Annotated in this window: 24 protein-coding genes; 11 read left to right on the forward strand and 13 right to left on the reverse strand. The window is 48.0% G+C overall.

All coding sequences use genetic code 11. The features are described from left to right. Positions 1-2: 2 nt before the first annotated feature. From GC130_RS17995 to GC130_RS18015, 5 genes are all read right to left on the reverse strand, one after another. Positions 3-605 (reverse strand): GTP cyclohydrolase, encoded by a 603-nt coding sequence (locus tag GC130_RS17995; protein ID WP_370455794.1) that lies wholly within the window; start codon positions 603-605, stop codon positions 3-5. A 95-nt stretch (positions 606-700) separates the two neighbouring features. After that, positions 701-1,573 (reverse strand): M55 family metallopeptidase, encoded by an 873-nt coding sequence (locus tag GC130_RS18000; RefSeq protein WP_151999737.1) that lies wholly within the window; start codon positions 1,571-1,573, stop codon positions 701-703. A gap of 186 nt (positions 1,574-1,759) precedes the next feature. Next, positions 1,760-3,142 carry a discoidin domain-containing protein gene (locus GC130_RS18005; RefSeq protein ID WP_151999738.1) on the reverse strand — a complete coding sequence of 461 codons (1,383 nt, stop codon included), beginning with the start codon at positions 3,140-3,142 and terminating at the stop codon, positions 1,760-1,762. Between the two features lie 6 nt (positions 3,143-3,148). After that, positions 3,149-4,027 carry a phosphorothioated DNA-binding restriction endonuclease gene (locus GC130_RS18010; RefSeq protein WP_151999739.1) on the reverse strand — a complete coding sequence of 293 codons (879 nt, stop codon included), beginning with the start codon at positions 4,025-4,027 and terminating at the stop codon, positions 3,149-3,151. 124 nt (positions 4,028-4,151) lie between these two features. Beyond that, on the reverse strand, positions 4,152-4,922 hold the full coding sequence (locus GC130_RS18015; protein ID WP_151999740.1) for an HNH endonuclease: 771 nt from the start codon (positions 4,920-4,922) through the stop codon (positions 4,152-4,154). Positions 4,923-6,194: 1,272 nt separating this feature from the next. Here GC130_RS18015 and GC130_RS18020 point away from each other — a divergent pair. Both GC130_RS18020 and GC130_RS18025 read left to right on the forward strand, forming a co-directional pair. Then, positions 6,195-6,644 carry an HU family DNA-binding protein gene (locus GC130_RS18020; protein ID WP_151999741.1) on the forward strand — a complete coding sequence of 150 codons (450 nt, stop codon included), beginning with the start codon at positions 6,195-6,197 and terminating at the stop codon, positions 6,642-6,644. Positions 6,645-7,027: 383 nt separating this feature from the next. Continuing rightward, the gene (locus GC130_RS18025) at positions 7,028-7,330 is read left to right on the forward strand and encodes a GIY-YIG nuclease family protein (protein ID WP_151999742.1); all 303 of its coding nucleotides are present in this window, start codon (positions 7,028-7,030) and stop codon (positions 7,328-7,330) included. Between the two features lie 159 nt (positions 7,331-7,489). Here the strand turns inward: GC130_RS18025 and GC130_RS28645 are convergent, their stop codons facing one another. The 3 genes from GC130_RS28645 to GC130_RS18035 all read right to left on the reverse strand — a co-directional run bounded on the left by GC130_RS28645 (position 7,490) and on the right by GC130_RS18035 (position 11,898). After that, a complete protein-coding gene (locus GC130_RS28645; protein ID WP_193217901.1) occupies positions 7,490-7,654 on the reverse strand; it encodes a hypothetical protein in 165 nt (54 codons plus the stop codon). A 251-nt stretch (positions 7,655-7,905) separates the two neighbouring features. Then, on the reverse strand, positions 7,906-9,180 hold the full coding sequence (locus tag GC130_RS18030; protein ID WP_151999743.1) for an IPT/TIG domain-containing protein: 1,275 nt from the start codon (positions 9,178-9,180) through the stop codon (positions 7,906-7,908). Between the two features lie 621 nt (positions 9,181-9,801). Then, positions 9,802-11,898: a hypothetical protein gene (locus tag GC130_RS18035; RefSeq protein WP_201568617.1), complete on the reverse strand. Its 2,097-nt coding sequence runs from the start codon at positions 11,896-11,898 to the stop codon at positions 9,802-9,804. A 134-nt stretch (positions 11,899-12,032) separates the two neighbouring features. On the opposite strand from GC130_RS18035, the gene GC130_RS18040 reads away from it, so the two are divergent. The 5 genes from GC130_RS18040 (at position 12,033) to GC130_RS18060 (ending at position 15,770) form a co-directional block, all read left to right on the forward strand. Then, entirely contained in the window at positions 12,033-12,491 is a 459-nt protein-coding gene (locus GC130_RS18040; protein WP_226940540.1) for a response regulator transcription factor, read from the forward strand. 109 nt (positions 12,492-12,600) lie between these two features. Then, positions 12,601-13,119 (forward strand): DUF4199 domain-containing protein, encoded by a 519-nt coding sequence (locus GC130_RS18045; protein WP_151999744.1) that lies wholly within the window; start codon positions 12,601-12,603, stop codon positions 13,117-13,119. An 11-nt stretch (positions 13,120-13,130) separates the two neighbouring features. Beyond that, positions 13,131-13,514 carry a VOC family protein gene (locus tag GC130_RS18050; RefSeq protein WP_151999745.1) on the forward strand — a complete coding sequence of 128 codons (384 nt, stop codon included), beginning with the start codon at positions 13,131-13,133 and terminating at the stop codon, positions 13,512-13,514. Positions 13,515-13,718: 204 nt separating this feature from the next. Next, positions 13,719-14,855, forward strand: coding sequence for a glycoside hydrolase family 26 protein (locus GC130_RS18055; protein WP_151999746.1), 1,137 nt, complete (start codon positions 13,719-13,721; stop codon positions 14,853-14,855). Positions 14,856-14,927: 72 nt separating this feature from the next. Continuing rightward, positions 14,928-15,770 carry a hypothetical protein gene (locus GC130_RS18060; protein ID WP_151999747.1) on the forward strand — a complete coding sequence of 281 codons (843 nt, stop codon included), beginning with the start codon at positions 14,928-14,930 and terminating at the stop codon, positions 15,768-15,770. Here GC130_RS18060 and GC130_RS18065 read toward each other — a convergent pair. Then, a complete protein-coding gene (locus tag GC130_RS18065; RefSeq protein ID WP_151999748.1) occupies positions 15,748-16,230 on the reverse strand; it encodes a hypothetical protein in 483 nt (160 codons plus the stop codon). The genes GC130_RS18060 and GC130_RS18065 overlap by 23 nt on opposite strands. 131 nt (positions 16,231-16,361) lie before the next feature. Here GC130_RS18065 and GC130_RS18070 point away from each other — a divergent pair, with 131 nt between their 5' ends. After that, the gene (locus tag GC130_RS18070; protein WP_151999749.1) at positions 16,362-16,727 is read left to right on the forward strand and encodes a BlaI/MecI/CopY family transcriptional regulator; all 366 of its coding nucleotides are present in this window, start codon (positions 16,362-16,364) and stop codon (positions 16,725-16,727) included. After that, positions 16,720-18,528, forward strand: coding sequence for a M56 family metallopeptidase (locus tag GC130_RS18075; protein WP_151999750.1), 1,809 nt, complete (start codon positions 16,720-16,722; stop codon positions 18,526-18,528). The genes GC130_RS18070 and GC130_RS18075 overlap by 8 nt, the downstream gene beginning before the upstream one ends. Before the next feature lie 84 nt (positions 18,529-18,612). Here the strand turns inward: GC130_RS18075 and GC130_RS18080 are convergent, their stop codons facing one another. The 4 genes from GC130_RS18080 to GC130_RS18095 form a co-directional block, all read right to left on the reverse strand. Further along, positions 18,613-19,527: a sugar phosphate isomerase/epimerase gene (locus tag GC130_RS18080; RefSeq protein ID WP_151999751.1), complete on the reverse strand. Its 915-nt coding sequence runs from the start codon at positions 19,525-19,527 to the stop codon at positions 18,613-18,615. A gap of 78 nt (positions 19,528-19,605) precedes the next feature. After that, a complete protein-coding gene (locus GC130_RS18085) occupies positions 19,606-20,529 on the reverse strand; it encodes a sugar phosphate isomerase/epimerase (RefSeq protein ID WP_151999752.1) in 924 nt (307 codons plus the stop codon). 183 nt (positions 20,530-20,712) lie between these two features. After that, a complete protein-coding gene (locus tag GC130_RS18090; protein WP_151999753.1) occupies positions 20,713-21,219 on the reverse strand; it encodes a DinB family protein in 507 nt (168 codons plus the stop codon). Between the two features lie 18 nt (positions 21,220-21,237). Further along, the gene (locus GC130_RS18095; protein WP_151999754.1) at positions 21,238-21,837 is read right to left on the reverse strand and encodes a ribonuclease HII; all 600 of its coding nucleotides are present in this window, start codon (positions 21,835-21,837) and stop codon (positions 21,238-21,240) included. Positions 21,838-21,929: 92 nt separating this feature from the next. Here GC130_RS18095 and GC130_RS18100 point away from each other — a divergent pair, with 92 nt between their 5' ends. Together GC130_RS18100 and GC130_RS18105 are read left to right on the forward strand one after the other, a co-directional pair. Beyond that, positions 21,930-23,372, forward strand: coding sequence for a Gfo/Idh/MocA family protein (locus GC130_RS18100; protein ID WP_201568615.1), 1,443 nt, complete (start codon positions 21,930-21,932; stop codon positions 23,370-23,372). Positions 23,373-23,441: 69 nt separating this feature from the next. Further along, a complete protein-coding gene (locus tag GC130_RS18105; protein ID WP_151999756.1) occupies positions 23,442-24,353 on the forward strand; it encodes an ROK family protein in 912 nt (303 codons plus the stop codon). Positions 24,354-24,413: the final 60 nt, after the last annotated feature.

Genomic DNA, 24,413 nt, shown 5'->3' on the forward strand with positions numbered 1-24,413 from the left:
AATCAGGTGGGCACCGTGCCCACCACTTTCACACCATGGCTGGTGAGCGTTTCGGTCTTGTTTGCATTCCCGGTAATCATGCGAACGGACTTCACGCCCAGTTCTTTCAGTATCTCAGCTGCCGCCCGAAAATCCCGGGCATCTCTTTTAAAACCGACGGCCTCGTAGGCATCGGCTTGCTTCACACCCTGGCGCTTGTGCTCCACACTTTTGAGCAAGGCAAAGTGGCCATTGCCCTTTCCTTCCTGCTCCAGCCAAATCACAATGCCCTTGCCCTCTTGTTGTATGAGCTGCTGCGATTTTTCCATTTGTTCCCGGCAGTCGCACTCAATGCTGTTGAAGGCGTGCCCAAAAAGGCAGGACGAATGCACCCTGCAAAGCACTTCTTCCCCATCTTTCACATTGCCCATCACCAGGGCAATCGACTCTTTCTGTCCGTCGTAGTAGAGCACCTCATGGTACTCACCAAATTTTGTTTTGAGGTTGCCCTCGGCCATTTTAACGATCATAACACTTTCCTTTGAAGCCGTGAAGTTAGTGAACGTTGGCAAAAGCTGAAAAGCAAAGGGAGGCTGCTGTGAGTGGAGACACTCACAAAACACCATCAGGTTTCCGGGTGTGTCTTCCTACCCCACCGTCGTTTTCGGGTGTGTCTTCACACCCATACACCTGCCGAATTGAGGCTGTCTTCGCACCCGGCTTACCACTGCAAATACTTATAAATAATCCTGATCAGCTTGTACGCCTCGTCCATGTCTTTGGCCTGGTACGACACCGTGTAGCCATCCACCCGCTTCATGCCGGGGATGCCCATGGCCACATCGGCACGGGTGGGGGCGTCGACCTTCAGCACAAACTCAATGGGGTTTTGCACCGGCAGGGGTTTGGCATTTTTAATATCCTTCAGGGCTGCTTTGGTTTGTGTCTGTAGCTCCTTCTTCACCACATCGGGGTGGAGGAGTTTGGCGGCGCTGGAGCCAATGGCTTCCTTGGTGGAGACGGTGTGCACCGTCGGTATCAGCTTTTTAATTTCTTCGGTGAAGGTTTTGTCGCCGCTGGCCAGGATGACAGGCACACCCACAGCACCAGCGAAAAATGTGTTCAGCCCACCTTCGCCTACTTCGGTGCCATTGATCCAAAGGCCTTTTACCGAGCCGGAACCGGTGTGAGCCAGTAAGCCATTTTCGGTGCCCGCCATGGCGTGGTAGCCAATGTAGATCACCCCATCGAAGCTGGAGTCCAGTCCCTGCACCATGCCCAGGGGTTTGATATTGCTCTGAATGTATTCCACCCTTGGGTCGAGCTGGGTGTGGAGGAGGTTTTGCATGTCGCCGTGGCTGTCGTTCACCACTATGGTGGCCGGGCCGGTTTCAAAAATGGCAGCTACCACAGCATTCACTTCGTCGGTCATCAGCTTGCGGCCGGTGTCGTAGTCTTTGCCGCCGCTGGTCATTTTGGAAGTGCCTATGCCGCCAATGCCCTCCATGTCTACGGAGATAAAGAGCTTCACAGGTTGGGGTTGGGCAAGGGCTGTGGTGGAAACCAGCAGGAGTAGGAAGAGAAGTTTTTTCATGGAGGTTGGGTAGATAAAAGAGTCTAATGAAAATGGGGTGTGGGTACAATTTAGCGGGTTGGAGGGAAAAAACTAAGGCAGGTGTGATGGGGGGGGAGGGTAGGGTGCACCATTTCAAAACATCGTGAGCTTGCTGATGAAGCCAGGAGGGTAAAAAGGACAAAGCAGCGAAGTGTTCATATGGCGCTATTGAACATACCCGAATACAAGCAATTCAGAAATACACATATCCTTATATTTGGTACCCTCATACACTTCATCTACTTTGATCTTTATGGAAGTAACCTTCATAAATCCGAAGCCTTGTTCGATTTTCGTACTATCGTCCCAATTAACAAGCTCTGGGCCTTCAGAGGGCTCATAAGACAGAAACTCAACTGTGTTCAATAGATTGGCAGACCCGGCAGGGAGCGAAGAAATTTTCTTCATGTTGACCGAGGTTTCATCCTTGCATTGTTTAACGCTTTGACTGTTTTCCATGTTGTAGCAGGTGCCGGATACAACTAATGAGCCGCTTTTTATCTTCCCATTTTCCACAAAAGTTGCCGTGTTCTTTGTATAGCCGTTGACCATCGCAATCCCGGTGAGGGTAAAGTTGGGATTTAGCTCAAGTTCAATCCATTTCCCAACGCCATTGCCAGAATGCCCCTCCACCCAGGCCGTTGCCAGGTCGCCGTCTATGAGATTTCCCATCGCATAAGTTGGCCCAAGTGTGGATGACACCGTGATTGCTTTCACAGCTTCCGGAGCCCGATTGATATAAAACAGTTTTCTGAAGTGTTGGGTATTTACATCGCCATAGTCGACCAATATTTTTGAGTTTTCGGTGAAACTATAATTGTTAGCCGAAAAGGCTAGCGTGTTATTTTCTGCATGCTGAGTGAACCCCTCAAGTCCACGCACTCTGAAGTTGTCGCATTCACCTGGTCGAACAATATTCACTGTTATGCTCCCTGCTTGCGCATTACCCCAACTACCTGCCGGCGACAGGTCGTAAAGGTATTTGTAATTGTTTCCGCTGCCATATGTTTCGTAATCGTAGGCCGGTTCATGCATGTTTGAAGTGGTATACTCGGAGGGAGTAGTTAATGTGATTCGCAAAAAATTTTCTAAACCTTCCTCGATGTCAACCTTAGAAATGAACCATACTCTCAGTAGTTCATCTGTGCTCCTATTCCTTTTCAACTGGTATTTCTTGCTGACAATGGAATCGGTGGAAATGGCTTTCCCATTGAGAGTCATCGAATAGCTTATGTTCTCAATCAACTCCTCTATTGGTAGATTCTCTTCCTCTAATGACTCGCCGCCCATGCTTAGGTAGAAGTCTACCGGAAAGGCATATAAAAGTGATCGAGCCTTTCCGCCATTCTTTAGTTGATACACTACTGTGGCCTTGACGGTACTTTTAGCTGAAAAGTCAAGCGTCAGGTCTTCACGCAAAAGCAGAACATCTTTTGTGTTGATGAGCTTAATATTACCCGTTTCTTTAAACAGGGAAGAATGGATGGTGCCGCCGTTGGCGAACGCCAGCCCAGGTAAAAAGAGTAACAGTAAAGTGTATCGGTGCATAGTAAGTTAGTCCCTTCCATACCCCTTAAAAACATCATTCCAATGCCAAACGATGTATTCTGGTTCAGGGTAGTATTGTTTGCGTTGAGGAAATCTTATTTGCTTATTGTGAAAACGAAGAAGCCACTCTTCAAGACCTTGAGTGCCATTGACTCTATCCGATACTATAATGACCAGCTCTTTGCTGAGCTTGTAGGCACCCAGGTCAAAAAGCTTATGATGGAGTGTGCATAGGGCCAGCCCGTTCACTTCTGTATCTGGGCCGCCAGCTTGATGCCATTTGATATGTGCAGCATCCAAGGCTATGCTGTGATTGGATAGGCGAAGGTTGAAGCCGCAGACGGCACATTGGTATTCATAGGCGACGAGGATTTTCTCACGGAACTTCTGATCCCTCACTTTTCTCTTCTGGTTTTTTATTTCTAAGTCCAGTCCCACGGCAGATAAGATATCATTGTGAATTGATTCTGGAAAATTTGAATCAAGGATATAATGAGCCACTTCATTGATCAATGTGGGGTACTCGTTAAACACCTCAATAATTGCTGGCGAAAAACCCGCATGAATATCGTTGTCAAACAAAAACGGCCGTCCAGGGTCTTCTCCATGATAACTCTCAATCAACTCTGGTTTGTCAAATGTCCAGATATGATCATTGGCGAGGCGAACAAAGGGGTAGAAAGGCCTTTGATTTTTAGAGGAACCAAATTCTTCCAAGAGGGATGTTAATTTCTCATCTACTTCTCGATAAGCCAGCGATTCTTTGTTATTTTGTAATGAACCAAGTGCAAGAAGAATCAGAAGAGGCTTGTGTGGCGCACGCTTGTCGCCATTCCCCCAGGTTCTAATAGTTTCAAATTTCTGAAGGACTTCTTTTGGTGTCATTTTGAAAGATAGCAAAATGGCTTACAACTTCGCTGCCTATTGTCAGCTTGAATGTCTTTAGATGTATCCTACCAACCTTTTGACGTTTTCTCAATATTTATCTAGAATTTGTCATCGAGGATAGCTACTGTTTAAATCTAACCTCCCTGTGGTACCGCAAGAATGTCTTTTCAGGTAAAAATCTAGACGGAAGTATGATGCTTTGCCCTTGATGTTTAACAAAGTAATCTTGAGTTTTCTTGCTTTTACTTTTTTTGAGAATGGAGGAAACCTGTATGGTATAGTCGTCCAAAATGGTGATCAATCCGGTTTCAAAAGCTTTGTCATGTAGAGCATTAATGCATATTCCGTTTCGGATATTTAATCGATTCTCCTCATCAACACCCCATGGTCTGATATGTCCGGCTATTAGTAACTCGGGCAGCTGAATACCAGTAATGCAGCAAGTGTTATTGTAAGCTGCCAAAACGGACTTTCTAAAAAAGGATTGATTTACTCTAGCCTTAATAACTTGATCTCTTGTTTTTCCCTCTTTTGGCAACTCTTCTTCTGAGATGTCATTCAATTTTTCAACGGTCGTGTTTTCCAGTTTCGCTAGCAACTTCTCACTTTCAAAGGAGGTGGTATTTAACGCTTCAAAAAACTCGTTCCATATCTCCTTGTCAAGGATGCTCGTATTGGACGCACCCTTTATTCCTCTGGCCTGAAGGCTAGGGTCAAAACTGGCGAAGTTCACCAATTTGTAGGCAACGGAATTCGGTGTTCTTTCAATAAGTTTAGCAAGGTGTACGACTTCCGGATTTCGACTGTGAAGTCTTCCAAATGGCAGCTTACAGTAGAGGTTCAGTGCAAGAATCAATTCATCTCTCGTCCAAAGTCGTTGACCTTCTTTCATGAATGAACGTTAAGGTTAACCTCTTCCTGAACTACAAATTCAATACTGCAACTTTCATTAAGGCACCTATGAACCTGTGTTTTGTCATTTGTGTGAGAGAAGTCTAAGACTATTTCACTTCTTGAACCGCAGAAAGGACAGGTAGTCGGTTGGTCGGAATAGATGAATGTTGTCGAAGAATCAACCATCAAAGTGTAATTAATAAATAACGATTGGAATCAAATGACTTCAACGATAGTAAATATACCGCTTAGTTTGTTTTTCTCGCTGGTGAAATGAAAAAGACTAAAGCATCCTCTCATCCAAGCCGCATTCACCCGCACATACCGCTAGACCTTTTAGCATCTACCGCAACCTCCACCAGCATCTACCGCAAGACCGACCCTTCTTTCAGTGCTACATTTCCCTGGTTCCTGCCTTGAAAGTACTCACCTCAAAGGCCAAAGGTTGGTGCTTCTGCCATGGAACCTGAAAGATTCACGCCTACAGGAAGGAAGTTTCACGAACAAAGGAGACAACTTTCACCGCAACAGGAAGAAAGATGTAGCGCAAGAGCCAGGAAGATCTAGCGCTACTTTTGCCTGCGTCTAGCGCTAGACTGGAAGACATCTAGCGCTAGAGTGGAAAGGTGTCTTCTGGTAGTGGATTTCTGGTTAACCGCATGGTCGGAATGCATTCGAAAAGTTCAATTTTTGCCACCTTGTTTTCTTTCTGAGTTCATCAGCTGAAATTTCCCTGATAGTCGTTGGGTGAACACTTCACAACTAATTTATTTCAATCGATTGAAAATGGTTTTAAGTACATTCTTTGTAAAGAGCCTTTACACGAAAAAATGCAGGTAGGGATGCGTAAAATAGTCTCAAATCATATCTTTTTTCAGTCTTTTTGTTTCATTGAAAAATAATATAAATTTTTTCAATTAATTTTTAGTGGAAAGAACTTTTTGGCACCAATATTGAATTGTTTTTTGCAACAAACACGGAGTAAAAATCACTTCTGCTGAGGCCTCAAACGAACCGCTTTTCACTCTACCGAAATACCCGGCCGGGATTTCAAATTGTTACCGTCCATTTTGTTGAAGTAGTGCATCTTGCCTTTCTTTCTTTGAGCGCACCGGGTATCGGGGTGCTTTAGAAGACCAGATCATCGGAGTCATCCTCTTGAACATGCCCCACAGGTGTTCACTAAGCGGGAGGCGCAACAGCGGCACACCCTTCGCAGGCTGAGACACAGTTTTAAATCATTTGTTTAACCATTTAAATTTTATCAATCATGAATGCAATACCATATTCAATAATTCGTCGTGGCCAGCCGGGAGGCCGGACCCCGGGAGTGGCTGGGGGAGGCGACCAGAAGTACTACGCTTTCGTTAAGAGAGATCGTGTGATCAGCCTTCGGGAGATCATTGAGGAAATCACTGCCATGAGCACCCTTACCAAGGGCGATGCACTCAATGCGGTGGAGAACTTCCTCGACCTGATTCCGAAGTATGTGAGAAAGGGCCATATCGTGAACCTGGGGCAGCTGGGTACGTTCCGTATCAACCTGAGCAGCAAGGGCAGTGAAAAGCCTGAGCAGGTGAGCATTTTCAGCATCAAAGGCACGAAGGTTTTGTACACCCAGAGTGAGGAGATGAAGAGAGAGCTGGCACAGCTGAAGTTTACCAGAGCGTCGGATGCGTTCGACAACCTGGATGTTGAACCAAACGAGGAGGCCGCATGAGTAGCGTAGTACATGTTGCTGTCGGCGTGCCGATTGGTGAAAGCCAGCAGAGAGAGTAGAATCTCGCATAAAAGTGCGGGATTTTTTTGTTGGAGGGTGAGCAGTGTAAAGGTTGGAGATACCTGCTTTCGCAGCCGACGTGGAACGGTATGACGGTGTAGCAGGCCGAGGCGCTATCATCGATGTTTGTTTCTCCTGCGGGGTTAGCAGCGAGGCCATGAAAAGCGCAGCGTTGTTTCCTCTTGCACCGACCTCAGCAGGGGCGTCATGCCTGCAACGGCAGGCATCTCCAAGGTGTGCTGTCAAGGTCATTTCCTACTTTGAATGGACTGCAGTTTTAAATGTCGTTGCAAATCTTTAATTTCTTCCCTCATCTATACGATATGATTGCAAAAGGAGGGTACACATACATCATGTCTAATAAGCTGCGAACGGTCTTGTACATCGGCGTTACTTCCAACCTGTCTGCCAGGGTTTACAAACACAAGACCGATACGGATTCAGCCTTTGTTGCCCGGTACAAATGCTTTGATATCATCTACTATGAATTTCATGACAGGATCGAGTCGGCTATCCTTCGGGAAAAGCAACTGAAGAAATGGAAGAGGGAGTGGAAGGAGAAGATGATTACCGCCTTCAATCCGCAACTGCTTGATTTAAGTGAACAGGTAAAGGATTTGGTGTGAGGACGATTGTCTTTTTGGTCGGAGATACCTGCCGTTGCAGGTATGACGGTGTATCCGACGGTGGTGCTAGCATCGGTCGTCGCTCCTCCTGCGGGGTTAGCAGCGAGGCCATGAAAAAGCGCAGCGTTGTTTCCTCTTGCACCGACCTCAGCAGGGGCGTCATGTCTTTCCTTCCAGGCCGGGAAAAAAGGCATCTCTGGGGTGAGCTGTCAACGTTAACTGGAGGGCGATTGTCTTTTTGGTTGGAGATACCTGCCTAGCGCAGCCTTCCAGGCCGGCCGACGTGGAACGGTATGACGGTGTTTCCGGCTGTAGTGCTAGCATCAGTTGTTGTTTTCTCCTGCGGAGTTAGCAGTGAGGCCATGAAAAGCGCAGTGTTGTTTCCTCTTGCACCGACCTCAGCAGGGGCGTCATGCCTGCAACGGCAGGCATCTCGAAGGTGAACTGTCAACGCCAACCAGAGGAGGATTTTGGTTTTGGTTGGGGATGCCTGGAAGGACAGGAGTGATGGCGGGAAGGTGAGTTGTCAGGGTCATTCCCTGCTTTGAATGTGTTGCCGAGCCTGTTGAAAGTTGTTACTCCGCAACCACCAGTGAAAATAACGTGCCGTAATTACCAGCTGAGGTTACTCTGGAGGAAACGCCATTGCGCCAGTAGGTTCCTTTTGCGCTGCCGGTGGCTGTTTCAAATCCGCCGCAATAAACATTTCCATTTATTACAAACACTGACGACACGCCGCTGTTAATTCCCGGGGCCGTTAAAGCTGTGGGCTCTCCATTCTTCCATAGAAGAGCTGTCCACACGTTGCCAGATGCAGTTTCAGAGCCACCTATGTACACATTGCCCTCGTCGAGAAAAATAGAGGCTGCCCTTGACGACTGGGCGCTACCACTGGCAGAAGCGAGCGCAGTCCCACTGGTATTCTTCCAGAACATTGCGGAGTTACCTTCAAAACCCACTGCAAAAACGCCCTCCTCCGTAATTTTTATATCGTCCACCCTCGCCTGTATATCACCATTGGTAAGGTGAACGGCGACTCCATCCTTCCAGTAGGTCGCTTTGAGGCCTTCATCATACCCAGCCACATAAACTGAGCCCTGGAAGATCTCCACGTCATAGAATATAGATCGTGGATTTGCCTCTCCGGCAAATATTACTGTTCCATTCTTCCAAAGTTTCCCAACAAACCTGCCGTTTTCATTCACCTCATAGCCAGCAATATAAATATCGTCTCCCACTACCCGGATGCCCTTGGCATTGGCTGAAAAGCTCCCGTCGGTAAGGTCATGACCCACCCCATTTACCCAGTACTTAGCCGTTGTTTTTAAAGATATTCGCCCATCTCCAGCCGTGTAAACGTCTCCGCCAGATACGTCCATGGCTACTGCAGATTCACTGATACCTACAGTGGCCAAATCAAAACTTGCATTATTTTTCCAATACTTCAGATGAGTCGTATTGTTGATGTTTTCTTGACCTAGAAAGTACAGACTTAAAACAGCCAGGGATTCGCTGAAGTCCATGGTGACGTCGCCACTTGTGATGTGCAGGATGCCTGTGCTGGCGTTGTCAGGAACAACAAACCGGATTTCAGAATCATCAAGGCTTGTGATGTTGATCTCTTCGGTTCCAAGTACAACTTTCGTAGCCGAAAGAGCGGCATCAAAATTTTCACCCTCTACTGTAACGGTATCACCTGGGAGTACGGATTTTGGAAAAAAGTCTGTGAGCACCGGCGAGCCAGGCTGGTCAATCGTGTCATCGTCTTTTCCGCAGGACACGAATAAAATCAACGATAACAGACATATACATAGCGATGTTTTAATGCCAATGATTTGAATGGAGCGCATACAGTTGGTTTGATGAATACGAATTTAGAAAAAATAGATACACAAAGAATACAAAATGGACATAAGATCATAAATGGTTGATTGAAAGTAGGTGCTGTGGTGCTGCTCGCTTTCGCCAATCGGCATGTCAACGGATAGAGTAGGATCCCGCATGAAAGTGCGGGATTTTTTTTTTGCTAAAGAGGTTACTCTATGCGTCCCTGCCGATGTAACCTCTTTAGTCAGTAAGGAATCATTCTCCTCGAAGATTAAAGAGGTTACTACTTTCTTTGGGGCAGAGTAACCTCTTTAATTTGCAGCAGGTGTAACCTCTTTAATTCAACGGTTTGCGCTAAAGAGGTTACTCTATGCGTCCCTGCCGATGTAACCTCTTTAGTTTGCGAAGAATCGTCTTCCTAAGATTAAAGAGGTTACTACTTTCTTTGGGGCTAGAGTAACCTCTTTAATTTGCAGCAGATGTAACGTCTTTAATTCAACGGATTGCGCTAAAGAGGTTATTCTATGCGTCCCTGCAGACGTAACCTCTTTAGTTTGTGAAGAATCGTCTTCCTAAGATTAAAGAGGTTACCACTTTCTTTGGGGCTAGAGTAACCTCTTTAATTTGGAGCAGGTGTAACCTCTTTAATTCTCCGTCTTCACCACCCATCCTTCCGGCCAGCCGTTTTCTTGCTTGGCCATCATCGCTAAAGCTGCCAGCACACCACCATTGCCGGGGAGGTAGAGGCGAAGGCGGTCTGTTTGGTAGTTGTGGCCGTTGGGCAGGTAAATGTTGGTGGTGATGGGCATGAGCAGGCCATCTACTGCCTTTTCTGGATCGCCCAGCCGAGTGGCAGTCATGGCTACCATGGGGAAGTCCCAGCCCCAGGTGTCGTGCCACTGCCAGTCGGTCCAGATCTTATCGAAGGTGCTGTGCATCACTGCCGTGTCCAACCCGTCGGTCATGGGCAGCATGCCATAGGCCCCCAGCACGCTGGGATGGTCAGTCATGTAGTAGGTGGAATCATATGATTCAGGAGCGCTTTCTGCGGCCAGATAAAGGCCGTCCTTTTGCGGTAGCGGAGAAAGGTCATCGAGCACCTTGTCCCACTTTTCGTTTCTCGGTTGCCCTTGCCGTTCTCTCCACTGCTGCGCTGTTTCCAGCGCCCAGCGCCAGTAAGCCAGTTCATAAGTCGGGTTGAAGGTGGTCTTGGGATCAAACCGCTCCTGAGCGGCAATTACTCCCGGCCCGAGGATATAGCGCTTGAGCTCGGGGTCGTACCAGGCGAAGTCGGCCATAAAAGCCGCAGTTTCCTGCACTACCTCGTCGTATTTTTCGAGCACCTCTTTGGTGGGCTTGCCGTTGTAGATCAGCTCGGCAAACGCAATGATATGAGGCTGCTGCCAGAGGAGATAGGAACCTACTGAAGAGGCTGTTTCCTGGCCCCATGGGTCGGTCATCTTCTGCCAGCGCACTCCCTCAAAGCCTTGCCGCTCTGCAATCTGGCGGGCCACTCCGATGCTTCTCAGGTACCATTCCATATGGTCTTCCAGCACCTGTGGCCGGCCCCACATGGCGAAATGAACGCCATGCCACCAGGCCATTTCCATGTGTGGCTTGCCATACCATGAGTTGTAGGTCAGGCCTGTTTCCTGAGGAGGGGTTTTGCCGCCGCAGTTGATTTTAGTGAGGTAAAGCGACAATACCATCCGCCGTTCAATTTCTAAAGCCCTTGGGTCTTTTGTTGCTCCAAAGTCGATCATCATGCCTGTGTTCCAGTAGTCGGTCAGTGCCTGATGGGCCTCCGTGCGCAGTGTTTCAAAGTCTTTGCCAGTCACTGTTTTCTCTTCTGGTGAAAAAGTGATGTCGAACGTCCACATGTCCTTGTCGGTGGCAGGCTGGAGCAGAAAACCTTTGTCGGTGGCTTCAGGTGTGGCTACGGGCAGCGACGACTGTAGCCGGGTGAAATAGCGGGTGGTGTCCAGCTGCCGACGGATAGTGACCTGAGTTTGATCGACCTGGCTCACCTGCAGTCTGCCGGGCTCATCTGCATCGAAAAGCACCGCTTCGTCCTGAAACTGGTCAGTGGGGTAGGGGTAGTTGATGGTTAAACCGAGGCGGCCTTCCTTAAGCAATCCGCTTTTTACTCTTACGCCGAGCCTGTCTTCCGTTTGGCTCATCACGGAAACGACTTCCACAGGCTCACCTTCCACACTAAAGCGGCTGGTGATTTCGCCCTTCCAGGGGTCGAGGGTTTGGTCGATGTTTTGGATGTCGGAAATGGCTGCCTGCGTGCCGTCGGCTTTGGTGATGTGCCAACCTACGGTGGCCAGGTGAATGCGGTGTGGGTTCTGGCGGATGTAGTTGGCAGCAGCAGCCTGCCTTGTGCCTGCCGGCCACTGGCGGGCGTAGGGAATTTCTCTCCCATGCGACATAATGGGGGCCATTGTTTCTTCTATCGAATAAGTTTCATCCGTTGGGAAGCTGTGCCAGCCCCATTCGGACATAGTGCCCAGTGGGATGCCTTTCTGATAATGCTCCGGGAAGGTTTGCAGACCAGTCACGTCCATGGTCATGGCGAAACGGCCATTGCCTACGCTGAGGGAGGCCAGGGTGTCCACTTCGGTGATGTGGACGTTGTGCCGGTTGAAGACAGCCTGGCGGTTGATGGAAGTCGGGGGCTCGGTTTTGCAGGCGGTGAATAAAGTGATGGCAAAAACAAGTAGAAGTGGTTGGCGCATGTTTCGATTTGGTTTCTACTCTTTATGGACGGCTTATTTAACCATTACCCTTAAGTTGCCTCCTATCTGGCTGTACTTAAACTTTATTCTGTGGCTATTTTTATATTTGAACTCAACAACTGCAAAGCACAAGTTTGACATCGGTTTCCAAATACAGACACTTCCTCACTTATGGCCTTTCCATGGCTTTGTTTCTCATTGTGCTCCGGTGGCTGGAATTGCGCTTTCTCATTATCCATAATGCTTTCGCCATTTATGCAGGTGGCCTTGCTCTTCTTTTTACAGGCCTTGGCATCTGGCTGGCACTCAAGCTCACGAAGCCTAAAACGGTAATAGTAGAGAAAGCGGTACTTGTCGATTCAGCGCATTTTCTTGCCAATGAAGAAGCATTGAAGGAAACGGGCATTAGCCAAAGGGAGCTCGAGGTGCTGCAGCTGATGACGACTGGCAAAAGTAACCAGGAAATTGCTGATCAGCTTTTTGTGTCGTTGAACACGGTGAAGACGCACTTAAAAAACCTGTTTGAAAAACTTGACGTGGGCCGCAGAACACAGGCCGTCGGCAAAGCAAGAAAGTTGGGAATTGTGGCTTGATCGCCTCATCCTTTTGGGTGAATGATTCAAAATCACCCGAAAGTGTGAGGGTCAGTTGGTCCTAACCCGACATATTTGCCTCATTCAAAACGACAAAAAAATAATGATCATGAAAAGAACGGTACTGGTTTTCGGCCTTATTTCAGGCGTCATCATCACTGGCATGATGCTGTTTATGGCCAATAAGTGTTACACCAATCCAGAATTTGAGAGCAACGATGTAGTCGGTTACGCCCTGATGATCGCCGCCTTCTCCTTCATCTTTGTGGGCATCAAAACATTCAGAGACAAGCAGAATGGAGGCGTCATCGGTTTTGGCAAAGCATTCCTGACTGGGCTTTATATAAGCCTCATCGCAGCAACCATGTATGTGGTGGTGTGGCTTTTCGATTACTATTTATTCATGCCCGACTATCTGGATAAATATAGTCAGCATGTGCTGTACATGGCGAAAATTGGCGGTGCTAACGAACAGGAACTAGCTGCCAAAGCAACTGAAATGGCCACTTTTGCGGAGATGTATCAAAACCCGATGGCAGTTGTGCTTATTACCTTTTCGGAGGTGTTTCCTATTGGTCTTATTATTTCTCTGGTGAGCGCTGCCATTCTCAAAAGAAAGCAATCCTAAACAGCGAATGAATGAAAATAGCACTGACAAGCGTATTTGTTAACGACCCGATAGCTGCTTTTAAGTTCTATACTGAGGTACTGGGTTTTGTGGAAAAAATGTACATGCCGGAAATGCAGCTGGCGATTGTTGCGGGGCCTGATGAGCCAGATGGCACCTCGCTGCTCCTGGAACCTAACCAGAACCTGGGAGCCGACACTTTTCAAAAAGCTGTATTTGAAGCTGGATTGCCAACCATTGTTTTTGGAACCAAAGACATCAATGCGGACTACCAAAGGCTGAGGGAAAAAGGAGTGGTTTTCAGAAGCGAGCCTAAAAAAACCGACTGGGGCACGCAGGCAGTGTTCGAGGATACCTGCGGCAATTTGATCCAATTACATCAGGCAGAAGTGTAGCTGAATGAAAGCTAAAGCGTTTTGTAACTGCAATAGGTGAAACTCCGTGGGAGGTTCCAATAGTTGATTTTGCTGGCTGCTGTTTGCTGAGCGATTTCACCCCTTATTTTGGTACGAACAACGTCTACCGTTGGCCACCAATCAGTTGATACCTTTTGAACAGGGCGGTATTTTTGGGACTGATTAGCACCTAAACGCACCCACATGACGACGAAACGGATTCTTCTCATCTTTGGCCTTATTGGTTTTTTTGTATCAACTGCTTTGGCCCAGAAAAACAAACCAATTGATAAGGACGCTACAAGAGAGACTCAGAAGCTCTACAAAAGCCTTCGGAAGCTCTCCAAAAAGCATACGCTGTTTGCTCACCAGCACGCCACTGAGTACGGACATGGCTGGGTTGGCGACGAAGACCGCTCTGATGTGAAATCGGTGACCGGATCTCATCCCGCCATGGTTGGTGTGGATTTCAGCGGCTTCTCAGGTCGTTCACCAGAGCAAATAGCGCAAGCTAAAGAGCGCCTTAGAAAGAATGTGGTGGATACCTACAACAGGGGAGGAGTTACCACCATTGCGTGGCACTTTTCAAACCCCGTGTCGGGCGGAGGCTTCTACTGGCGGGACACGGTGTCGCTGCCTGCCGTGAGTTATATCATTCCGGGAGGGCAGGCCCATGAGCAATACAAGGAGATACTGAAAGGGATAGCTGATTGGGCACATAGTATCAAAGGAGCCAATGGAGAGCTGGTACCTGTCATTTTCAGGCCCTATCACGAGTTTGACGGTGGCTGGTTCTGGTGGGGTGCTTCACATTGTACCAGAGAAGAGTTCATCGCTTTGTGGCAATTTACGGTGGGCTACCTGAGAGACGAGCTTGACGTGCACAACTTCATCTACGCCTTTTCACCCGACAATCAGTTCCTGACAGAAGAAAAATACCTGGCCCGCTACCCCGGCGACGAATGGGTGGATATGGTGGGCATGGACAACTATGGCGACATGGGCCGCAACCGCTATGCGATTGACACGGCTGCATTGAAACTAAAGATTGTGTCGGACTATGCCCGAAAGGCTGGTAAGCTGGCTGCTTTTACGGAGACAGGCCTGGAGTCGATTCCTAATGAAACATGGTGGACAGAGACGCTGCTCAAGACCATGCGCATGCACAAAATGCGGCTCGCCTACGTGCTGGTGTGGCGCAATGACATCCGCAGCCCAACGCACTACTATGCGCCGTATCCGGGGCAGGTAAGTGTGCCTGACTTCATGAAGTTTTATGACGATCCCTATACACTGTTTGAAAACGACCTGAAGAATATCTACAAGAAGAAGAAACGGTGAGTGAATTTTTAGCAGAAAACTGAATAATACCCGCATATTTGCATTTTGTTTTGCGCCAGCTAGCCATTGAAGATGAAAGAGAAAGTAGATATGCGGGAAGAAACCCTGGGAATTTTGGAACTGTTGCGCCCTGTTGCTCCGGCGGACCTGATCCGTGTAGGCAGGAACTACGATGGTGGCTACGTTTTTTCCTCTCAAAGTTTGGCCAATTGCAGTCATTTTATCTCTTGTGGATTGTCGTATGATTGGTCGTTTGAGATAGAATTGAAAGAGCGCCGACCTGATTTACCTATCGTTGCCTTCGACAGAACATCCGGGTTCAACAGCACCATGCTTTACTGGGTGATCAAAAACTTTGGCAAAATCGCCTTGTACCCCTTCAGGTTTCTGGGTGTGCAGGATACGCCTGCTCAGTCGTGGGGAAAGATATCGATGATGGTTCGTATGAAGCAGCTATTCTCTGGCAACCTGCAGTTTGTCAAAAAGCACATCGGGCTTGAGAGCAATTCGGGGGTGCAGTCGTTCGGAGAGCTTTTGGAACATAACAAAGGATATGGGGTGAAGCTGGATGTGGAGGGAACTGAATACGATCTGCTCGACACGATTATTGATAAGCTGGATAAGATCGAGCTCCTCCTGATAGAGTTTCACAACGTAGAAGAGAATATAGACGCCATTGTGCCGTTCCTGAAGGCCACCAGGGCCACCCACTATGTGCAGCATGTGCATGGCAACAACTACGACAGCGTCAACAGCTTTGGCTTTCTGAATTCCATTGAGCTAACCATTGCAAGGAAGGACAGCGGATACCAGCCTGAGTCGGCTGAGGTTCTTACCTACCCCGTAAAAGACCTGGATTTCCCGAACGACAGAAGGAAGCCCGATGTGGGGTTCAATTTTTTGGCAACGGATTAAAAGCAAACACCCAGGTGCCGGTAGGATCACCCGCACAGGGATACGCTGGGCAGGTACCAGTAGTGTCTGCCGATTCAATTGTGAACGTCGTCAGCAGTTTGCCTTCTCTGTTGAAAAAAATGTTTAAGTTGTCATAGTTGTCCCTCACAAGGCGGATCGAGTCTATCACCTGCCACCCGCCGCTTTTTGCCCAAACCGAGTCGCCAGGCGTTGCCGGCATATAGTAGGCTCCGCTGTCTTTTTTGAGCTGCTCAAAGGTTAGCTCCAGCCCCAGCCATTCATTCTGTAGAATACCGTCCTCTCGTGCTCCCGACACTATCCATGTACCCGCAAATGGCACCTGTACAAATGTCGGCCGGGTATCAATCTCTTTACTGCATGAAAGTGACAAACAACCAACCATCAGGCAGAGAATAGCTGTTGTATTTAATGGTGTGACTGGCCTACTTTTCCTATCCATAAAGCGTTGTGAGTAGTAAAAATAGCCAAAATAGTGTAATGCAATCCATTTTATTATAGATAAAAGTATACGGAGAGATAAAAACTGATTAATCAGTTGTATAACTTAATATTTAGTTATACATTCATTTTATGGAACGATTAACCAGGGCAGAGGAGCCTGTTATGCACATTATCTGGAGCAAGCAGAAAGTGTTTGTAAAAGACATTATTGAGCTGATGCCGGAGCCCAAGCCGCCCTATAATACCATCTCGTCTCTGGTAAGGATACTCGAAAGCAAGGGGTTGGTAGGTCATGAAGCCTATGGAAAAACCCACATGTACTATCCTAAGGTGAGCAAGAACGAATACCGGAGAAGTATTTTCTCGGGCATGATGAGCGACTATTTTGATGGTTCGTACGAAAGCCTCATGTCTTTCATTGTGAGTAGTAAAGACCTCTCGGCTGAAGAGGCAAAAAAACTAAAAGACATCATTAACAAGAAAGACCATGAATAGCTTTTTCATCTATCTGCTTGAGGTAAGTGGGGCCAGCGCCATCCTTTACTTTGGCTTTTTGATCTTGTCGAAGGCCACTTCTGTAAAGTTCAGGAGACTCTACCTGCTAAGCTGCCTGTTTATGTCAGTAGCCATCCCATTTTCCGGTCTCCACTTGTCTTCTCCTTTAACGGTGTCTTTTCACGAGGAGCCCAGGGACTCATCGTTTATTGCCACACCGTCGCCGGTTGCCTCTCCGGTGAGCACCCCCTCAATGAAAGAGGTGCCTGAAATAACTGCGGCGCTTCCCGTGGAACAGGTGAGCAGCGTAGAAACAGGAGATACCCTCTTTTTCATTTATTTAATTGGCGTGACGTTTTTCCTGGTAAGAATCGGCATAAGTATGTACGGCGTTTACCGGCTTATGAAATCAGCGGAAAAGGTTGATGGTGAGTTTTCTTCTTTTTTTATTGTTGACAAGGAGGCCTTTACCGGTGCTTCATTTTTTCAACTTATTTTCATTGGCAAAAGCCTTCTCAATACCTCAAAGGAATCGATTATTTACCGGCATGAGTACGTGCATGCCACAAGGTGGCACAGTCTCGATCTTCTGCTTTCCGAAGTCTACACAGCAGTGTTTTGGCTTAACCCGATAGGCTGGCTAATAAAAAGCCAAATTCGACTCAATACAGAATATGAAGCGGATGAGGCGATGATGAACCATGTCGACAGGAAGGCTTACTCTCACATGCTCATCGACTTGTCGAGTACGCTTTATTATGAAAGAGTAAGCAATTTCTTTAGTGCCAAAAGTGTAAAAAGAAGGATCGAAAGCCTGCATACTTTCAGGGAGCACAAGTTCTATCGTGGTTTGGCATGGACAGGCTTGTTTTATGCGCTGGCCTTTCTGTTGATCGCCTGCGTGGAGCCATGGGAAGGCCGCAGGAGTGCCGATCCTGTGAAAGCGATGGAGAATATCAAAACCGTCACCACCCGCTTTACCAGCCACCAGAGTGATACGCAGGACAAAGACGATAGGGTGATAGCCGTTGCCTACTATCACCCTAACGGCACCATCGACAGGGTAGACCAGCACATGACGTATCCCTACAACTATAAAAACCCGTTTCGCCGGGAGTTCTGGGCAGAGCCTGATCCTATCAATGTGCCATTGGTCATGGATGGATTGGAGTTGGGGGGAGCTGAGAATAATATACTTTACGGAAACGATTGGCCAGTAAAGTATGTGGAGCTTGTAAAAAGGAAGCATCCAAAGCTGCAGGGGTATTTAGAACGTTACCAGTTTGAAACAACAGTCGAAAGCACTGGTGAAGGTTTGCCGTTAAAAATTAGCACAATGCAAATTCCGTCCAACGCAGTAGGAGTCTCGAGAGGTGTTATATTCATGAATGGTGAAATAAGGGAAGTCTCCCGAATGCTTGGCTACGAAGATTTTTTTGAATATTCAGGTGGTAAAGTGACAAGGTTTTCCGGCACAAGTTTATACGAGTCTCAAAACCCGGGTACTTCAGATATAGAAGTGATTCGGCAGAACGGTGGAGACAATTACTGGCGTAGCGTGAACTATACCTATGAAAACGAACTGCTTTCAAAAGTGACTTTCCAGGGTAAAGCTTATCAGTTTGTCTACGAAAATGGGTTGCTTAATCGGACCGAGTACTTTATCAATGACAAAATGTACCACTACAGGGAGCATTTTTATAACGACGAGGGCCTGCGGACAAGAACAGAGATTTATAACCTCTACAAAGAGCTTGAATTCACTATCGACTATGATTACGAATTTTATGAAGACGAATAACAGGCACGGCCAACAACAACAAGAAAAGGCGCCAATTGGCGCCTCTCTTTCAAATCTTCAAATACTCAGCTTTCAAATCCTCTCCTAATACCCCCACTTCTTCATGATAGCCAGGTCTTCTTTCATGCTGGCGAGCGGAGCCATGCCCTGATAGCTTTCCTGCTCGATGATGAAATGGATAGTGCCGTCCTTTTTGCCAAGGTCAATCACCTCTTTTACGGGCACAATGCCTTTTCCAAGCACACAGCTTTCGTATTTTTCATGGCCTTCTTTGCTGAGAATCTCATCCTTCACATGCATGGAAGCAAAGCGGCCCGGCCACTTTTTGGTGATCTCCAGCGCCGTGGCCCCGCCGTTGTACAAGTTGCCGATATCCAACTGTTGCATCACCAGATTAGGGTCTGCGTTTTTCATGATGATGTCATAAAGCAGCTGCCCGTTCAGGCTCTCGTTGAACTCAAAGTCGTGGTTGTGGTAGCCGAACATCATCCCCGATTTTTTGCACAGCTCACCGCTTTTGTTGAAGCGCTCCATCAGCAGCATCAGCTGGTCATACTCCTTGCGCTGGCCCTGCGTCATCGATGGGCTGATGACATACATCTGACCAACTGTGGCTGCGTCGTCAATGGTAGCCTTCCAGGCATCGGTAAAGTCTTTCTTGCCGTCGTCCCAGTGCTCGCTTCTCATCACGGTGTGGCCACTAGGCATTTTCATTCCAAGGTCGTCAAGTATTTTCTTGAACTCTTTGGCCGACCAGCCATAGAACTTGCGGTCGATGTAGTTGGCGTGCTCCACATGTTTGTAACCCATGTCGGCCAACGCCTTCAGCGTAGCCATTGGGTCTTTTTTCATGTCATCTCTTACAGAGTAGAGCTGAAGGCCGGTAAGCTGCTTGCCTTTGGCGGCGAATAGCGATTCGGAAAGCAACGAACTGCCGGCGAAGGCCAAAGTGCCTGCCAGCGCACTTTTTTTGATAAAGGATCTGCGTGAGTTATCCATTGTGTTGTAGTTGTAAACGTGAAAAGTAGGTGTATAAAAAAGCAGCCCTGTTTTCGAAGGGCTGCTGCATTCTTCCTTTTAAGCAAATACAAGTTTTGATACATACTCGGCATCGGCTTTGGCGCTGTCCATTGGGGTAGAGTTAGCATACTTTTCCTGCTCCACCACATAGTATTTTACGCCAGAGGCCTTGGCTGCAGAAAGCACTTTGGCGTAATCGATGCTGCCAGTGCCAACGATGCACGAAGCATCTCCTTCGCCTGCAGGGGCATCTTTTTCACGGTCTTTTATATGACAGGATACCCAGCGGCCAGGATACTTTTCGAAATAAGCTATCGGATCAGCTCCGGGAGTCACCACCCAGAAAATATCCATTTGAAAGTCCACCACGGCAGAGTCAGTATTTTCAATCAGGAAGTCCTGTGGCATTTGCCCTTCCAGTGCTTCGAAAGTGTAGCCATGGTTGTGGTAGGCGAACCGGATGCCGGCTTTTTTGGCCGTTTCTCCCCACGCATTAAACTTGTCGGCTACCACCTTCCATTCGTCCATGGTCTTTTGCGGCCCGATCCAGGGAGCAATCAGGTGTTTCATACCTATTTCGGCGGCCTGGGCACATTTCTCTTCAAAATTTTCGTTCACATTGCAATGGCTGGAAATGAAGCTTACACCAATCTCATCCATATAGGCCTTGAATTCAGTGTGGCTCATGCCCCAGAACATGCCCTGAGGGCCTTCGTAGCCTTCAAACTGCTTGTAACCAAAGCCAGCCAGCTGCTTCATGGTGCCTTTTGGGTCGGCGGGGATCACATCACGAACTGAATAGAGCTGGATACCAAATTTATCAAGGGTCGGCTTGGCCATGGTCTCGGCAGTGGCTGCTGCGCCTTCGGCAGCAGTTTCAGCACCACTTTTCCCACTTCCACATCCCATTTGTGGTAAAATAAGTGCACCTGCTGATACCGCTCCGGCAGTACGGATGAAATCTCTACGGTTGTAATTCATAGTAAGTAAGGTTTTGTACTCATTTAGTTAAGCAATGGGCCGACTGAGAGGTTAGGACTGGCCCGTATACCTTACAATCTAGCAAATTAATGTATTGAAAGGAAGAGATGATTGCCCCACCGGCTTGCAACTTATTGTCTAATCAAAATTGGCGGGGTATTTTGTGAAAAATGCCACCTGCGACTAGACCTGCTGGCCGGCAGATATTCGCAGGTAGGTGATCAGGTCTGTATTGTCGATTTTGGTGATACCCAGGCCTCTGATAATTGTAATGGCCTGGCCCCGGTGGTAGCTACCGTGATTGACTACATGAAAAAGTATTTCTTCCTTAACGGTTTCATACGGCATGTTCCTCATGTTACGGTAGATCATTTTTTCAGCCAGGAACTCCGACCCCGCCTCCGAGGCGAACTTTTGCATGTCTTTTGCCGAGGTAACCAACGCCTCCATCACCTCCTTTTTTCCACCAACAAACGATAGCCGGGGCCATCTGTCCATCACTTTGTTCTGCATGCGGGAGGGCCAAATCACCTGGGCTTCCCAGATGTGGAGCAGTGTTTCTCTTAGCGTGGGGTAGCTGCTCAGCACAGGCTGCACCAGTTGCTCTTCTGTTACCCGGTCGACGGTTTTGGCAAGTTCTTCATTGGCCCATACGTTGTAGGCGAGCTGTTGATGGATGGTGTAAGGCATTTTTTTGAATTTGTGACGCTATTTAAACAACTCCATTTGTTCAGGCAACAACCTGAACGATTTTCTGTGGTAGGGCGTAATGCCGTGTGCTCGTATCGCTGCCCGATGATCCATCGTGGGGTAGCCCTTGTTTTTTGCCCATTGATAAACCGGAAACTCCTCCCCAAGCCGCTCCATCCATTCGTCCCGGTAGGTTTTGGCGAGAATGGAAGCCGCCGCAATGCTGTAGTAAAGGCTGTCGCCTTTGATAATGCAATTGTGAGGGAGTTCTTTATACTTTTTGAACCTGTTGCCGTCAATCAACAGGTGTTCAGGCACCTTTTTTAACTGATCTACCGCCCTGTGCATGGCCACAAACGAGGCGTTCAGTATATTGATCTTATCTATTTCTTCAGGTGAACACCAGCCTATGGCCCAGGCAACAGCCGCCGATTTCACGTCTTCTTTGAGTGCCATTCGTTGTTTTTCACTCAACTGCTTCGAGTCCGTGAGTACTTTGTGATGGAAGTCGGGAGGAAGGGTGACAGCCGCAGCCACCACAGGCCCAGCCAGGCAGCCACGACCGGCTTCGTCACAGCCAGCTTCGATAACGCCTTTGTTGAAAAATGGTAGCAGCATAGGTCTATTTGGAAACAATAATACGGTATTGACAAAAGAATGCCTGAAAAATGTAAATTGAAACTAGAAACACCCCCTTACTTGTCATGTCAATGTCAAAAAAACCGCCACGATCCGGCGATTCAGGCTCACGTAGATCTTTTATTAAAAACTCCGCACTAATTGCATCGGGTATCACCATCGTGCCAAGGTTTGTGCTTGGAGGCAAAGGATTCGTTCCTCCCAGCGACACTTTCTACGCAGCAGGGATAGGGGTAGGGGGCAAAGGCGAAGTCGACATGAAGGGCATAGGTGATTGCAAAAATGCCAGGGTCATCGCCCTTTGCGACGTGGATGATAAGAGCGCTGAAAAGTCGGTCAAGCGTTTCCCGGGAGCCACCTACTACAAAGACTGGCGCATTATGCTAGACAAAGAGGGAAAGAACCTCGATGGCGTGTCTGTTACCACGCCGGATCACATGCATGCTCATCCGGCTCTGAGAGCCATGTCAATGGGCAAGCATGTGTATGTGCAAAAACCTCTTACCCATAACATTTACGAAGCCAGGCTCCTTACCCAGGCTGCGGAGAAATACAAAGTGGTAACCCAAATGGGCAACCAGGGCGGATCTGGTGATGATGTGCGTACGGTAAAGGAATGGGTGGATGCCGGTATGATCGGTGATGTTACCAGGGTTCATTCCTGGACCAACCGCCCCGTATGGCCTCAGGGGCTGCCCACGCCGAAGGGTAAGTTTGATGTACCTGAAGCACTTGACTGGGATTTGTGGATAGGCTGTGCCGACTTTGTGGACTACAATCCAGCCTATCACCCGTTCAACTGGAGGGGTTGGTGGCCGTATGGCACCGGAGCACTTGGCGACATGGCTTGTCACATCCTTGATCCGTTTTTCAGAATACTACCAGTGAAATATGCTTCTGATGTCGAATGCAGTGCTTCTACCATCTGGTCCGATTTCTTCGTGGAGGCTGACTATCCCGACAGTTGCCCGCCTTCGTCCATTATACACTTTACCTTTCCCCGAACTGATGGCAAAGGTGACATAAGGCTCACCTGGATGGACGGTGGTCTGCGACCTGAGAAGCCATTAGAGCTACTGCCCGACGAAGAAATGGGCGATGTAGACGGTGGACTGATCATGGAGGGTACCAAAGGAAAGATTATCACCGGGATGTGGGGTCGCCGACCGAAGCTGCTTCCCACTTCCAGAATGAAAACTGAAGCCTTTCCTGCTGAGACAATCCCAAGAATTCCGAAAGGAGTTGATGGTCATTACGCCAATTGGGTTGATGCAGCTATGGCGGGTTATGGCAAAGGAGTGCCTAGCTCCCCATTTAATTACAGTGGCCCGTTTACTGAGGCCATTTTGCTGGGCAATGTGGCGCTCAGAGCCTATCAAATCAAAGGAGGAAAGGGATACCCCGGCCGGAAAAAGCTGCTTTGGGATGCTGAGAACATGAAGGTGACAAATTTCGACGAAGCCAATCAGTTTGTTAAAAGGACTTACAGAAAGGGTTGGGAGCTTGTTGGGTGAACGGGATTTTAATGTGCGCTCTTTGCAATACAGCTATTTATTGGGCTATATTCGGCAAAAGTTTTTGTTATGAGCAGACCACTTTGGGGTATTGACCTGGGAGGCACAAAGGTAGAAGGCGTCATTATCTCTTCAGATAAAAGGCCGGATGTAATTGCCAGACTGAGACTGCCTACTGAGGCCGACAAGGGATACGATCATATCGTTGGGCAAATTTGCAAATTGGTTGAATTGCTCAAGATGGAAAGTGGCCTTACCCCTGAAAATATTGGTATTGGAACGCCAGGTGCCATGGACCCAACTACTAATACATTGAAAAACTCTAATACCACCTGCCTCAATGGAAAACCTCTGCGGCAAGATCTTGAAAAGCAGCTAGGATTTCCTGTTGCCATGGCCAACGATGCTAATTGCTTTGCCATTGCGGAAACCTTGTGGGGTGCTGTCCCTGAGAAGGTGCCGGATGCGAAAGTTGTTTTTGGTGTCATACTCGGGACAGGTGTTGGTGGCGGCCTGGTAATGTATGGTAAAGTACCGAATGGGCGCCACGGTATCGCCGGCGAATGGGGTCATAATTTCCTTGATGCATCAGGAGGGCCCTGCTATTGCGGGCATATCGGCTGCGTTGAGCAAGTTTTGTCAGGCCCAGCCCTTCAGAGATATTATGAAAGCTTGTCTGGTGAGAAACGAAAACTTCCGGAAATTGTAGAGCGGGCAAAAACAGGAGACGATAAGGCAGCTGTGCAAACCATGGACAGAATGGTTGAGTTCTTTGGAAAAGCCATTGCGGTGATAGTAAATATCGTTGATCCGGACGCAATTGTGCTAGGAGGAGGAGTGGGTAATATTGACCTCTTGTACTCAATGGGTGCAAAGGAAGCAGCGAAGCACCTGTTCAATCCCCGTTTGGAAACACCATTTCTGAGACCAAAATTGGGCGATAGTGCGGGTGTTTTTGGAGCAGCGCTCCTGACAGCATAAGAGCTGTTATAAGTGCATTTTTTTCTTAGAATAGTAAAATATTGGGCCTTTGCTTAAATT

Source organism: Imperialibacter sp. EC-SDR9 (assembly GCF_902498805.1).
Lineage (GTDB): Bacteria > Bacteroidota > Bacteroidia > Cytophagales > Cyclobacteriaceae > Imperialibacter.

Excerpts from the sequence above, each read along its gene's own strand:
- GC130_RS17995 (WP_370455794.1), bottom strand. The coding sequence starts at position 605 with ATGGTGTTTTGTGAGTGTCTCCACTCACAGCAGCCTCCCTTTGCTTTT.
- GC130_RS18025 (WP_151999742.1), top strand. The coding sequence starts at position 7,028 with ATGATTGCAAAAGGAGGGTACACATACATCATGTCTAATAAGCTGCGA.
- GC130_RS18085 (WP_151999752.1), bottom strand. The coding sequence starts at position 20,529 with ATGAATTACAACCGTAGAGATTTCATCCGTACTGCCGGAGCGGTATCA.
- GC130_RS18060 (WP_151999747.1), top strand. The coding sequence starts at position 14,928 with ATGAAAGAGAAAGTAGATATGCGGGAAGAAACCCTGGGAATTTTGGAA.
- GC130_RS18000 (WP_151999737.1), bottom strand. The coding sequence starts at position 1,573 with ATGAAAAAACTTCTCTTCCTACTCCTGCTGGTTTCCACCACAGCCCTT.
- GC130_RS28645 (WP_193217901.1), bottom strand. The coding sequence starts at position 7,654 with ATGCTAGCACTACAGCCGGAAACACCGTCATACCGTTCCACGTCGGCC.
- GC130_RS18070 (WP_151999749.1), top strand. The coding sequence starts at position 16,362 with ATGGAACGATTAACCAGGGCAGAGGAGCCTGTTATGCACATTATCTGG.
- GC130_RS18065 (WP_151999748.1), bottom strand. The coding sequence starts at position 16,230 with ATGGATAGGAAAAGTAGGCCAGTCACACCATTAAATACAACAGCTATT.
- GC130_RS18005 (WP_151999738.1), bottom strand. The coding sequence starts at position 3,142 with ATGCACCGATACACTTTACTGTTACTCTTTTTACCTGGGCTGGCGTTC.
- GC130_RS18080 (WP_151999751.1), bottom strand. The coding sequence starts at position 19,527 with ATGGATAACTCACGCAGATCCTTTATCAAAAAAAGTGCGCTGGCAGGC.
- GC130_RS18100 (WP_201568615.1), top strand. The coding sequence starts at position 21,930 with ATGTCAAAAAAACCGCCACGATCCGGCGATTCAGGCTCACGTAGATCT.
- GC130_RS18010 (WP_151999739.1), bottom strand. The coding sequence starts at position 4,027 with ATGACACCAAAAGAAGTCCTTCAGAAATTTGAAACTATTAGAACCTGG.
- GC130_RS18090 (WP_151999753.1), bottom strand. The coding sequence starts at position 21,219 with ATGCCTTACACCATCCATCAACAGCTCGCCTACAACGTATGGGCCAAT.
- GC130_RS18055 (WP_151999746.1), top strand. The coding sequence starts at position 13,719 with ATGACGACGAAACGGATTCTTCTCATCTTTGGCCTTATTGGTTTTTTT.
- GC130_RS18075 (WP_151999750.1), top strand. The coding sequence starts at position 16,720 with ATGAATAGCTTTTTCATCTATCTGCTTGAGGTAAGTGGGGCCAGCGCC.
- GC130_RS18035 (WP_201568617.1), bottom strand. The coding sequence starts at position 11,898 with ATGCGCCAACCACTTCTACTTGTTTTTGCCATCACTTTATTCACCGCC.
- GC130_RS18095 (WP_151999754.1), bottom strand. The coding sequence starts at position 21,837 with ATGCTGCTACCATTTTTCAACAAAGGCGTTATCGAAGCTGGCTGTGAC.
- GC130_RS18050 (WP_151999745.1), top strand. The coding sequence starts at position 13,131 with ATGAAAATAGCACTGACAAGCGTATTTGTTAACGACCCGATAGCTGCT.
- GC130_RS18105 (WP_151999756.1), top strand. The coding sequence starts at position 23,442 with ATGAGCAGACCACTTTGGGGTATTGACCTGGGAGGCACAAAGGTAGAA.
- GC130_RS18045 (WP_151999744.1), top strand. The coding sequence starts at position 12,601 with ATGAAAAGAACGGTACTGGTTTTCGGCCTTATTTCAGGCGTCATCATC.
- GC130_RS18020 (WP_151999741.1), top strand. The coding sequence starts at position 6,195 with ATGAATGCAATACCATATTCAATAATTCGTCGTGGCCAGCCGGGAGGC.
- GC130_RS18015 (WP_151999740.1), bottom strand. The coding sequence starts at position 4,922 with ATGAAAGAAGGTCAACGACTTTGGACGAGAGATGAATTGATTCTTGCA.
- GC130_RS18030 (WP_151999743.1), bottom strand. The coding sequence starts at position 9,180 with ATGCGCTCCATTCAAATCATTGGCATTAAAACATCGCTATGTATATGT.